The organism is Peptoniphilus rhinitidis 1-13 (assembly GCF_000246925.1).
Lineage (GTDB): Bacteria > Bacillota > Clostridia > Tissierellales > Peptoniphilaceae > Peptoniphilus_A > Peptoniphilus_A lacydonensis.
Genome location: NZ_BAEW01000024.1, coordinates 1 through 12063, shown reverse-complemented (window position 1 = coordinate 12063; position 12063 = coordinate 1). Strand labels below are relative to the sequence as shown.

Below are 12063 nucleotides of genomic sequence, written 5' to 3'. Positions count from 1 at the left end.
AATATAGAAAAAACTATGAAAATTATTATGGGAGGGAGGTTTTAATAAAGCTTAGAATTTAGTATAAAATCGGCTGCAAATTTTCATGAAAATTTTACAGTTTATTAAAGTTGTGTAAAATTAAGTAAAGCTCCATTCCTATAGGAATGGACAAACATTGATACAAAAAAATGTATCAGCCCTTACCCTTTTTTATCAGGATTAAGGTTGATACACAAAATTGTTTACAGACTCGGGTCACCTTATTTAATTTGGTAGCTCTTTTTAATTGTATCATATTATAATTCTTTTATATTTGTACAAAGTATAAAACATAGTTTATCGTTTATTGGCTAGCTTTCAAATCCATAGTAAATACAGATCCACTTGGTATATTATCCGTTACACTTATTTCGCCACCATGGGCCTTAACTATAATCCTACAAAGATATAAGCCTAGACCTATACTCCTCTTGCTATCGATGATTTTGTTATTAGCCGAATAGAATTTTTGGAATATTCTTTTCTTATCGGTATCTTCAATTCCTTTTCCATTATCTGCCACTTGGATTATGACTTTGTTTGCATCTTGGTAGGCTCTTATATTGATACTTGACCCTTCAAAAGTATATTTTATAGCATTATCTACAAGGTTTATGATGACTTGTATTATTAACCTCACATCCATATCAGCCATTAGGTAGTCATCATCTATATCAACAGTTATATTGTGATTTTTTTTATCTCTGCTTACATGCTTTAGGGCATCTTCTATGACTTCTTCAACCATTTGTGGCTCTATTTTTAGTTTGCTTTTACCTTCTTCAACTCTAGTTACTGAAAGTAAATTTTCTATAAGATTCAGTAGCCACTGTGAATCATCATAAATATCTCTATATAGCCCTAATTTCATTGTTTCTGTTAAGTTTTCCGAATTATTAAGTAGTATATCAGAATTACCATAAATAGTAGTTAGGGGCGTTCTTAAGTCATGGGAGATTGATCTTAAAAGATTTGTTTTCAATTGCTCATCTTTTATTCTCAAATTAGCTTCGTTTTTATCTTTTAAAATTTTTTCTTTCTCTAAAGCCAAAGACATATATCCAAGGATTGCTAGTAAAATTTTATTTTCTACGGAATCTAGCCTATCTTTACCCAAATGTATACCTATAACCCCATACACACTTGTATTAAATCTGATTGCATAATATAAGTACTTGGCATCTGGCAAATATTCTGTGCCAGCACCTGCACTTTTGTTTTTGGCAAATACCCACTTTACTATTTCTAATTCTTTGAGAAATTCTTTATCAGCATCCCTAAAATCATCCTTGAAAATTAGTGGATCCTGAATTTCCCCATCTACTATATCGTAATAAACTATATTTCTATTTAGTAGGTTTGATAATTGATTACAGCCTGTTTCTATGATTTCGTGTTTGGATATTTTAGTCTGTAAAAGTTGATTTGTTTCTAACAAAAGCTTTGTTATATATGTCATATTTGATGAGTTCTTTGCATTTTTTCTTATCTGGCTTGCTAGCTTACTTGTCAAAAATGATACTATTAATAAGACTAAAAAAGTAATAATATATTCAGGATTAGATACTGATAAACTTAAAGTTGGCTTAGTAAAACAATAATTAAAGGCTAATACGCATATTACAGATGAAATAAAACTCACTAATTCATCATAAGTTACAAGGGCAATAAAAAATACACCTAGTATATAGATCATTATTATATTTGCATCACTGTAGCCAAAATCATAAAATATATAACCTATTAGAGTGCTGATTGCTAGTATTATAAAAGCAATTAACAAATCTTTTGATATATTTTTGTTTTCTTTAAATCCATAAGTTTTGACCTTATCATTTATTGGAACAGCGTAAATATCTATTCTGTCAGATTTTTTTACCACTTGATCATATATGCTGGTATTTAAAGATAATAGCTTAAAATCATTTCGGTTTTTTCCTATTACAATTTTCTTTACTTTATATAGTTTTGCAAAGTTTACTATTTGGCTTGCTATATCGTCATCATATATAATCTCAACCATGGCCCCCATGTTTTCCGCTAGACTTAAATTGTCTTGTAGGTAGTCATTGTCCTTTTTTTCCTGAAACTTATCTCTATCAGATACATATAGAGCAATTAGTTTAGCTTTTTCATTTTGAGCTATCTCATTGGCTTCTTTTATTACCTGACTATTAGATTGGGATTCAGATATACATACTAATATCAAATTTCTATCAATTAAATCCATTTATTTCATCTTCCCCTGATTTATTGATTCTAATCATCTTGTAGCCAACTCCAACATGAGTTTGGATATACTTATCGTCAGTTAATTTTTCTATCTTTTTTCTAAGAGAGGTCATATACACTCTCAAAGAAGAGAGATCAGATGCTAGGTAATTGACCCAAATGTTTTTTAGGATGTATTGATGTGTGAGAACCTTGCCAACATTTTCTGCTAATAAACATAATAAACTATATTCTATTGGCATTAAATGTATTTCTTCACCTTTAATAAATACGCTTCTCGAAGGATAATCTATTCTTATATCTCCATTTTCAAATGAAATTTTGTCTTCAACACTATTATTTTCAGCATAGTTTATTCTTCTTAAGGTTGACCTAACTCTTGCAAGAAGTTCATCAACATTAAATGGCTTGGTCAAAAAATCATCTGCCCCTGCGTCCAAGGCTTCTATTTTATCTTCATCATGAGTCCTAGCGCTAATTACTATAATTGGAGTAGTCGAAAAATCTCTGAATTTTTTTATTATTTCTATTCCATCAATGTCAGGCAAACCCAAGTCAATAAAAACTATGTCATATTTATTTGAAGTCATTAGCTGTAGAGCATTTTTACCATCAATCGCTAGGTCATATTCATAATCATTTATCTGCAATGTTGTTGATATCAAGTTTCTCACAGCTCTGTCATCTTCTACCACTAATATCTTTATATTTTCATTCATATTTACTTACCTTCTTAAAGCATACTTTGTGAAAAAATAATTTTAGGCCCCAAGATATGATCTCATGAGACCTTTATCAATTTTGTAATATTTATTTGTTCATTTCACTAATCAAATCTATATTTAATTCCAATACATTTACTCTTTGTTCACCAAAGATTCCTAATATTTTTTCTTTTGTGTTTTTCTTGATTAATTGTTCTATACTTTCCTTAGAAAGTCCAGTATTTTTTGCTATCCTATCAACTTGTAACTCGGCTGCTTTTAAGGAAATATGAGGATCAAGCCCTGAAGCAGATTGACTGATGATATCTTCTGGAATATCCTCTTTTGATACAGTTGGGTTTTCTTTCAAAAACTTATCAACATCCTTATCAATTCTCTTTTTTAAATCAGGATTACTTACCGCGAAGTTTTCACTACCAGAGGCTAGCGACCCAGATTTTCCTCTATAAACATTGTAGTTGACAGCTGATGGTCTGCCATGAAATAATTTTGAATCGGTAAAATCTTGGCCTATTAATTCAGATCCAACTACTTCATTATCTACTTTTATTAAACTACCATTTGCTTGTTTTGGGAAGATTAATTGAGCTATTCCCGTCATAAAAAGTGGATAAATTATACCACATACTATAAATGCAAATATTGTTAAATAAAATGCACTTTTATATTTTTTTATAAATTTCATTTAGTCTCCTTCATATTCCTAATACACCAAGTAAAGGAAATACTAATATATCTATTAGTTTTATACCAATAAAAGGACAAATTACACCACCAAGTCCGTAAATCAACATATTCTTTCCTAACATCTTTGAAGCTGACATCGGTTCATATTTAACACCCTTCATTGCCAAAGGAATTAGACAAGGAATAATAATTGCATTAAATATTAGTGCTGAAATAATAGCACTTGATGGACTATTCAATCCCATAATGTTCAATACTTTCATTTGAGGTATAGCAAGAGTAAATATAGCTGGAATTATAGCAAAATATTTGGCAATATCATTAGCAATAGAAAATGTTGTCAAAGAACCTCTTGTTATAAGTAGCTGTTTACCAATCTCTATAACTTCCAATATTTTGGTTGGATCTGAATCCAAATCAACCATGTTTGCTGCTTCTTTTGCTGAACTTGTACCACTGTTCATAGCAATACCAACATCAGCTTGAGCCAAGGCTGGAGCATCGTTGGTTCCATCTCCTGTCATGGCTACAATTTTACCTAGGGCTTGTTCTTTCTTTATGGCTTCTATCTTATCCTCAGGTTTACATTCTGCTATATAGCCGTCAACACCAGCTTCTGCTGCAATTGTAGCTGCAGTAAGAGGGTTATCTCCAGTACACATTATGGTCTTTATCCCTATTTTTCTAAGTCTTTCAAACCTTTGTCTAAGTCCTGGCTTAACCGTATCTTTCAAATAGATAATTCCATAAATTACATTATCTACACAAACGACTAGTGGAGTACCCCCTAATTTTGAAATACTTTCTACTTTTGCTTGTAGGTCGCTTGGTACATCTCCACCTCTTTCAGTAATAAACTTTATTATCGCTTCCCCAGATCCCTTGCGTATCATGACACCGTTTTTTAAATCGATCCCACTCATCTTGCTTGCTGCAGTAAATTCTACAAAAGACGCATCTTCGTAATCTGCTGGATTAACTTTAGAACCCAATTTTTTTGCAAGTTCGACTGTAGATTTACCTTCAGGGGTGTCATCTTTTAGTGATGATATCATGGCATATTCTATTAAATCTGATTTGTCGATTCCATCGACATTTATAAAATCACTAGCTAACCTATTTCCAAAGGTTATTGTTCCTGTTTTGTCTAGAATCATTGTATCAACATCACCACAAGCTTCTACAGCCTTGCCTGACATTGCTATGACATTGAATCTAGTAACCCTATCCATACCAGCTATACCGATTGCGCTAAGTAATGCACCAATTGTAGTAGGGATTAGGCAAACCATTAAAGCTATCAATGTAGAAACTGAAATTTTTACATTAGAATAGTTAGCTATTGGATATAGGGTTATGATAACTATCAAAAATATAATAGTTAAGGAAACCAACAAGGTATTTAGAGCAATCTCATTTGGTGTTTTTTGTCTAGAGGCTCCTTCTACAAGAGATATCATCTTATCCAAAAATGATTCACCAGGATCTGAGCTTATACGAACTTTAATCCAGTCTGATACAACAAGTGTACCTCCCGTCACTGAAGAAAAATCTCCTCCACTTTCTTTAGTTACTGGTGCGGATTCACCAGTGATTGCAGATTCATCAATACTTGCTATACCTTCAATTATTTCACCGTCATTAGGGATTATTTCGCCTACTTTTACTAAAACTATGTCTCCTTTTTTTAGGTCATTACTAGAGATTTCAATTTCTTTTCCATCATCTAAAATTTTTCTAGCCTTAGTATCCTTTTTTGTTTTTTTCAATGTCTCTGCTTGTGCCTTTCCCCTACCTTCAGCTACGGATTCGGCGAAATTTGCAAATAGTAAAGTTATAAACAAAATAATGGAAACAAGCATATTGTATTTACTTGCATTGTCGCTTCCATCATTTATCAAATTTGGGAAAAAAGCAAGTAATAGACAAATTATAAATCCAATTTCTACTACAAACATTACAGGGTTTTTTATCATATACTTAGGATTTAATTTTAAGAATGCCCCTTTAATAGAAGTCTTCATTATATCTTTACTTACAAATTTTGTTTTCTTATTAACCATATTTCCTCCTATAGTACCAACCATTCTGCTATTGGTCCTAAAGCTAGTACTGGCAAAAATGTTAGTGCTGCAAATATATAAACAATTATTACTAAAATAATTGAAAAAGTTAAGTTATTAGTTTTTAATGTTCCAGCAGTTTCATTGATATCTATTTTTTTAGAAAGATTTCCTGCTATTGCTAGCTGGATAATAATAGCTAAATATCTTCCAAAAAACATTACTAATCCACAAGTTATATTCCAAAAGATTGTATTGTCAGCCAAACCTTCAAAACCAGAGCCATTATTCGCTGCTGATGAAGAATATTCGTATAGTATTTGACTTAGTCCGTGGAATCCTGGATTAGTAATACCCTCAAGTCCAGGATTTATACTAACTGCTAGTGCAGAAAAACCTAGAATCAAAAGTGGGTGAATGATAATTGATAAAGCTGCAAGTTTCATCTCATTACCTTCAATTTTTTTACCTAGATATTCCGGTGTCTTACCAATCATAAGACCGCATATAAATACTGCTAAGATAGCATAGATTAACATATTCATAAGTCCTACACCTGCTCCACCAAATACAACATTTAACATCATGTGAAGCAAAGGAACTAGGCCACCCAAAGGTGTAAGTGTATCATGCATATTGTTAACAGTTCCAGTAGTAAATGACGTTGTAACTGTTGTAAATAATGAAGATTGGGCAATGCCAAAACGCATCTCTTTTCCTTCCATATTTCCCATATTGTGAGATATTCCAGAAAGACTTGCCCCGTTTACACCATTAAGCTCATTATGATAGCAAATACCCAAGCCTATTACAAATAATATGGACATGGCAATAAATATTGACTGACCTTCTTTGCCCAGCCAAACTTTCTTAGCCATAGCTTTATCTGTGTGCTCTGGTATTTGTTCATTTTCACTTGCTGATTTTTTAATAAACTTATCATGTGCCATCTTTCCAAAAATGAAAACACATGATCCTGGCAATAACATCATAGAAATTAATTCTATAATATTTGAAATAATATTAGGGTTTTCAAAAGGAGTTGATGAGTTGGCTCCGAAAAATCCTCCACCATTAGTACCCAAATGTTTAATTGCCTCCAAAGCAGCTACAGGACCAGCACCAAGTTCTTGGTTTTTGCCCTCAATAGTTTTAATTAAAATATTAGAATTAAAGTTTTGGATAACTCCTTGAGACACCAATAATAATCCAACAATAATAGATGCTGGTAATAAAAATCTTGTTATGATTTTTATAAAATCTACAAAGAAGTTTCCCATCTTCTCTCCAAGTATTCCTCTTATCATTGCTACGCAAGCTGCATATCCACTAGCTGCTGAAGTGAACATCATCATAATAATCACAAACATTTGAGAAAAATATGACAAGCCTGATTCACCAGCATAGTGTTGCAAGTTAGTATTAGTCATAAAAGAAATAATTGTATTAAAAGCTAAAGTTTCTTCCATAGAGCCTATTTTATTTGGATTAAATATCCCTATAGATTGAATTCTAAGAACTAGATATGAAAGTAGAACCAAACACGCATTTAAAAGAATCAATGACAATGCATATTCTTTCCAGTCCATATCACTTTTTTCAATCTTTAAAATTTTAAAAATTCCTGAATCCACTTTATCAAATAAAGGATCAGCGAATGTTTTTTTATTGTTAGTCATTTTATATAAGTAATTTCCACATGGAAATATAATGACTAAGAATATTAGTAATGTTAATAATATTTGTAACATAATCTCTCCTACTTACACAATTTTCTTACGAAAATATATATTTTTTATTTGTGCCATATATTGCTAAATTTTCCAAATTTTTACTAGCAGGTTCATAGCAAGGGTCTAATGCCCAAGCAGCCCTGAAGTGTTTCATAGCCAATTCATGGTTTCCTCTTATTTCCATCAAAATACCTAACAAATTGTGAGGGACTGGACTATGTGGATATTCTTTCATTTTATCTTTTACCAATTCTAAACATTCGTTAAGGTTTCCCAAATCAATTTTTAATTTTATTAAGGAACAAAAATCATTCAAACAATTATTAAAATCACATTTAGTTAAATTCATAATTTCCTTCATACTTATCTCCCAAAACTATATTTAAAATTTCTCAGGGTTAATCAGTGCATAAAACAAATAGCATAAAACCCCTAAAATAACAATTAATAATAGTAACATATAAACCTCCACAATAATTAATTACTTGTAATTTTTTTATCTATCCAATTGACAAATAATTTTAATATTAAAAATGAAATGATAATTATAGCTATCATAATAAGGTCTAACATTAATCACTCCTCCTATTCTCTAACTATATGTGTAATATACCAACTTTTACCTTAAAATAGTTTTAAAATATACACCATAGACATTAAAATTGTATTAAAATTCACTGATTTTGCCTTTTTTTTAATATATATAGTAAAATAAAATCAGAAATAAATAAAGAAGGATAATTTTATGGAAAAGAAAGGTGAATTGACAATCTTCTTCGGATACTGTGCAGGTGTCGGCAAGACATACAATATGCTAGAAGTTGCCCACGAAAAGTACCTAGAAGGCATAGATGTGGTTGTTGGTTATGTAGAACTTCATGATAGAAAAGATACTCTAGCATTAATGAATGGTCTAGATATAATAGACTATAAAAAAATAAACTATAAAGATCATATTTTTAATGAACTGGATATAGATAAGGCCCTAGATAGAAAACCTGACATCATATTAGTAGATGAGCTTGCCCATACCAATGCACCAGGCAGTAGACATAAAAAAAGATACCAAGATGTAGAGGAATTACTTAGAGCAGGCATTGATGTATACACAACATTAAATGTCCAACACCTAGAGAGCCTTCATGATATAGTAGAATCAATTACTAATATAAAAGTCAATGAACGTATACCTGATTATGTTTTTGATAATGCTGACCATATAAAAATAATAGATATTGAAGTAGAACAATTAATTGAAAGATTAAAGGAAGGAAAAATATATAATTATTCCCAGTCTAAAAAAGCCCTAGATAATTTTTTTACTATAGATAATCTTATCTCGCTTAGGGAAATAGCTTTAAGAAGATATGCTGATAAAATAAATTTATATACTGACGAAAAAAATAAACCATTTTTAAAAGAACATATACTAGTGTGTCTTGGCCCATCACCTACTAACCAAAAAGTAATCAGAACTGCTTATAGGATGGCTAACTCTTTCCATGCAGAGTTTAGTGCCCTATATGTAGAAACATCTGAAAGCAAAAATTTTTCTAATACAGAAAAAAATAACTTACAAAAAAATATAGACTTGGCTAAACATCTAAAAGCTAATATCGTTTCTTCTTATGGTGATGATATATCATTTCAAATTAGCCAATATGCAAAACTTAGTGGAGTATCAAAGCTTGTCTTGGGAAGATCCTCACAGAAAATATCATTTTTGAATAAAACAACTATAATTGATGAGATTACTAAGGATGCTCCAAATCTTGATATATTCATAATCCCTGATGCTAACAGTGAGTATAAGAAAAAAAATATAAGGCTAGATGAATTTGTGCATTTTGATAGAGAAGATCTGATAGTAACTTTGCTCATACTGTTAGCTACAACTGTACTATCTTATGCCTTATTTATTTTTGATTTTAATACAACTAACATAGTTTTGCTTTATACTCTATCATCCTGCATAGTTGGATACACAACAAAACACCCTATATACAATATGCTTGCTCTCTTGCTAAATATATTTATTATAGATTTTATATTTATACCACCCTATTATTCTTTGAGGATTTACTCAAAAGAGTATCTGATGATATTTATAATAATGATCATAGTTTCTTTTTTCATTAGCCTAATGCAAAATAGACTAAAAAAGGAAAATATACTAACAACTCAGCAGTCACACAGCTTAGAGGTTCTGCTTAAAACAAGCCAGAGATTGCAGCTAAGCAAAAACTATGATGAAGTAATATATGAAACCTGCTATCAACTACATAAGCTCCTAAACAAGGTAATAATATTTTATCCTGTTTTCAAAAGCTCGCTTTTGTCGCCAATAATTTATAACCCAAAAAACGTCGCAAATATGAAAGAAATATATTTGCAAGACTCCGAGAAAACTGTAGCAAAATGGGTATTTTTAAATAATGATAGTGCTGGTGCAGGCACAAATACTCTAACTAATGCTAATGGCTTATATTTTGCCATTAGAAAAAATAGTGCAGTCTATGGCGTTGTCGGCATAGATATGTCAGATAAAAGTATCGGTAGTCAATTGTCAGTAAATGATAAATCTCTGCTTATAGCCATGCTAAACGAGATCGCTCTGGCAATTGATTCATTGGAAAATAATTCTTGCTATATAAACCTTAATAAAATTTAATATTATAACTTCATAATTTTTCTATTGAATACTTTGCTATATTATGGGGGTATTTTTATGTCCGAACTAATGAACAAATAATAAAGTATTAAGATCATTTCATAATCAATATATAAATGGGCAAATCAAAACTACCAGCTCAGCTGGTAGTTTTGATTATAATATAAAAAGAGGTATGCAATGGTTATTTTAAAGAAGATTTCATTTTCAAATGAGGAAGTTGTTTATGAGTATTACCCGGAAGGGAAAACTGAATTTCTGGGTGTAATCGTCGCAGATTTAAAAGAAAGAAAAGTTTTCCTTAAAGAAAGCTCGGAAAAGGATTTCTATAGAGAAATAATTGGATCAGAACTTAATGATACGAGGTATAGTATTAATAAGATGCGAGTTGAAAATGGCGAAGAGCCGTATACTGAAGAATTGTACATTTGTAATCCTGATAAAGATTATGGTGGTTATGTATATGCAGAAAAAGCTCTATCTAAACTTGAAGAATTTCTTGAAACTAATAATTACAAAGATTAATGTATAGTTGCTCGGTATTAGCAAAAATTATGTTACTAAATTTTTATAGATTTTTAAAATTTTAATTCAAAAGAATGTAAAGAAAAATCTATAGATATGAGTGGAGATTCAGCCATTCAAATATTTTATCACAAGTATATTTGTGATAAAATACTAGACAAGAATACTTTATCTTAATAAAAAGAAAGCAATGGAGGAAATTATGATTGAAAAAATTATTGACGACAATGAAAATATATTGTGGCGAGGAAAGCCCAATGCTTTTCTTTATATTTTAGGCAAGCCAAGCATTTATTTAATTGCATTAATTTGGGGGATTTTTGACTTCTTTTTTATATCTATTTTTTTTAGAGAATTTAGCTTTATGAATGGATTTTTTATAATTTTCTTTATAATTCATCTTTTTCCTGTTTGGTTTGCAATTTTAATGCCCATCTATAGGGTTTTAAATTATGGAACAATTGAATATGCAATTACAGATAAGAGAGTTTACATCAGCCAAGGCATTTTTGGAAGAGATGTAAATAATTATGAGCACAGAGAGCTTACAAATTTGAAAGTAGATGTAAATTTTATGGAAAACATCAAGGGACTTGGCACAATTATCCTAGTTTATAATGGCGAAAGTGGTAATTCATCTTACAGCTTTAAGACTGACGCAGATAAATTTATTTCCATAAAAGATCCCTACGATGTCTACAAACTTCTTAAAAAAGTATCTCTCGATGTTGCAACAGATCAAGCCTATCCTAACGCCTATAGACCAAAAGAGAATGAAGGCTACAACACAAAATATAAAAGATAACTTAAAATGCAACAAAAATGTCACTGAGAAAATTTTCATGTCAGAATTTTTACCGGTGACTTTTGATTAATGAGGGAAATTTCTGCAATATTTTATTTTAATAGAGCCTTCTTTGCCTTATTTTTTAATAAATAAGATTAAATAATAAGTTATAAGAAATAGTTGGCAAGTGATGCGTATTCTATGTTACCTTCTAAATATTCTTTTACTATTTTTAGTTTGAATTCTGAATTGTATTTTGATATTAAAAAACTGACCTCCTTAAGTTGGTTTTTAAGTCAAGCTTTTGGGGGTCATATCACTACACCGGTGGTTTTTATTATTAGCTAGATGTATTTTGGCGTTTATATAGAATCTTTATAAATATTATTAGTTTTTGTCCGGTACTGGGACTGGGACGGGACTAAAAATTTGAAAACGTCCTATAATTAGGTGGATTTGGTGATACTCTAAAAAATAGAATCTCGTATTTTGAATGGTTTGGTATATATCGTACGTTTGGAAAAGAAGAATGGGAATAAAAGATTATAACTTATAAATAGCTTAAATAAGCCAATCTAAAATCTAAGTGTAACAATATCGTAACAATAATAATTAAAGA

The 12063-nt window shown here is 30.5% G+C and carries 10 protein-coding genes; 3 read left to right on the top strand and 7 right to left on the bottom strand.

Annotation, left to right across the window (positions count from 1 at the left end; translation table 11 throughout):
• Positions 1–325 precede the first annotated feature (325 nt).
• The 7 genes from RH95_RS08745 to kdpF all read right to left on the bottom strand — a co-directional run bounded on the left by RH95_RS08745 (position 326) and on the right by kdpF (position 7921).
• Positions 326–2251: an ATP-binding protein gene (locus tag RH95_RS08745; RefSeq protein WP_010248340.1), complete on the bottom strand. Its 1926-nt coding sequence runs from the start codon at positions 2249–2251 to the stop codon at positions 326–328.
• Positions 2238–2972, bottom strand: a complete 735-nt coding sequence (locus RH95_RS08740) for a response regulator transcription factor (protein WP_010248337.1) — start codon at positions 2970–2972, stop codon at positions 2238–2240. The genes RH95_RS08745 and RH95_RS08740 overlap by 14 nt, the downstream gene beginning before the upstream one ends.
• A gap of 91 nt (positions 2973–3063) precedes the next feature.
• Positions 3064–3663: a potassium-transporting ATPase subunit KdpC gene (gene kdpC / locus RH95_RS08735; RefSeq protein ID WP_010248334.1), complete on the bottom strand. Its 600-nt coding sequence runs from the start codon at positions 3661–3663 to the stop codon at positions 3064–3066.
• Positions 3664–3673: 10 nt separating this feature from the next.
• A complete protein-coding gene (gene kdpB / locus RH95_RS08730) occupies positions 3674–5728 on the bottom strand; it encodes a potassium-transporting ATPase subunit KdpB (RefSeq protein WP_010248331.1) in 2055 nt (684 codons plus the stop codon).
• Positions 5729–5736: 8 nt separating this feature from the next.
• The gene (locus tag RH95_RS08725) at positions 5737–7479 is read right to left on the bottom strand and encodes a potassium-transporting ATPase subunit KdpA (RefSeq protein WP_010248327.1); all 1743 of its coding nucleotides are present in this window, start codon (positions 7477–7479) and stop codon (positions 5737–5739) included.
• A gap of 25 nt (positions 7480–7504) precedes the next feature.
• Positions 7505–7822, bottom strand: coding sequence for a hypothetical protein (locus tag RH95_RS08720; protein WP_010248324.1), 318 nt, complete (start codon positions 7820–7822; stop codon positions 7505–7507).
• A gap of 21 nt (positions 7823–7843) precedes the next feature.
• Positions 7844–7921 carry a K(+)-transporting ATPase subunit F gene (gene kdpF, locus RH95_RS09935; RefSeq protein WP_099321785.1) on the bottom strand — a complete coding sequence of 26 codons (78 nt, stop codon included), beginning with the start codon at positions 7919–7921 and terminating at the stop codon, positions 7844–7846.
• Between the two features lie 285 nt (positions 7922–8206).
• Between kdpF and RH95_RS08715 the strand changes: the two genes are divergently transcribed.
• The 3 genes from RH95_RS08715 to RH95_RS08705 all read left to right on the top strand — a co-directional run bounded on the left by RH95_RS08715 (position 8207) and on the right by RH95_RS08705 (position 11462).
• Entirely contained in the window at positions 8207–10132 is a 1926-nt protein-coding gene (locus tag RH95_RS08715) for a sensor histidine kinase (RefSeq protein WP_010248321.1), read from the top strand.
• Positions 10133–10312: 180 nt separating this feature from the next.
• A complete protein-coding gene (locus RH95_RS08710; protein ID WP_010248318.1) occupies positions 10313–10657 on the top strand; it encodes a hypothetical protein in 345 nt (114 codons plus the stop codon).
• 202 nt (positions 10658–10859) lie between these two features.
• Positions 10860–11462, top strand: a complete 603-nt coding sequence (locus tag RH95_RS08705) for a PH domain-containing protein (protein WP_010248314.1) — start codon at positions 10860–10862, stop codon at positions 11460–11462.
• Positions 11463–12063 lie beyond the last annotated feature (601 nt).

What these genes read in the sequence shown, in the direction of transcription:
- RH95_RS08745 (WP_010248340.1), bottom strand. Translation starts at nt 2,251, where the DNA reads ATGGATTTAATTGATAGAAATTTGATATTAGTATGTATATCTGAATCC.
- RH95_RS08740 (WP_010248337.1), bottom strand. Translation starts at nt 2,972, where the DNA reads ATGAATGAAAATATAAAGATATTAGTGGTAGAAGATGACAGAGCTGTG.
- kdpC (WP_010248334.1), bottom strand. Translation starts at nt 3,663, where the DNA reads ATGAAATTTATAAAAAAATATAAAAGTGCATTTTATTTAACAATATTT.
- kdpB (WP_010248331.1), bottom strand. Translation starts at nt 5,728, where the DNA reads ATGGTTAATAAGAAAACAAAATTTGTAAGTAAAGATATAATGAAGACT.
- RH95_RS08725 (WP_010248327.1), bottom strand. Translation starts at nt 7,479, where the DNA reads ATGTTACAAATATTATTAACATTACTAATATTCTTAGTCATTATATTT.
- RH95_RS08720 (WP_010248324.1), bottom strand. Translation starts at nt 7,822, where the DNA reads ATGAAGGAAATTATGAATTTAACTAAATGTGATTTTAATAATTGTTTG.
- kdpF (WP_099321785.1), bottom strand. Translation starts at nt 7,921, where the DNA reads ATGTTACTATTATTAATTGTTATTTTAGGGGTTTTATGCTATTTGTTT.
- RH95_RS08715 (WP_010248321.1), top strand. Translation starts at nt 8,207, where the DNA reads ATGGAAAAGAAAGGTGAATTGACAATCTTCTTCGGATACTGTGCAGGT.
- RH95_RS08710 (WP_010248318.1), top strand. Translation starts at nt 10,313, where the DNA reads ATGGTTATTTTAAAGAAGATTTCATTTTCAAATGAGGAAGTTGTTTAT.
- RH95_RS08705 (WP_010248314.1), top strand. Translation starts at nt 10,860, where the DNA reads ATGATTGAAAAAATTATTGACGACAATGAAAATATATTGTGGCGAGGA.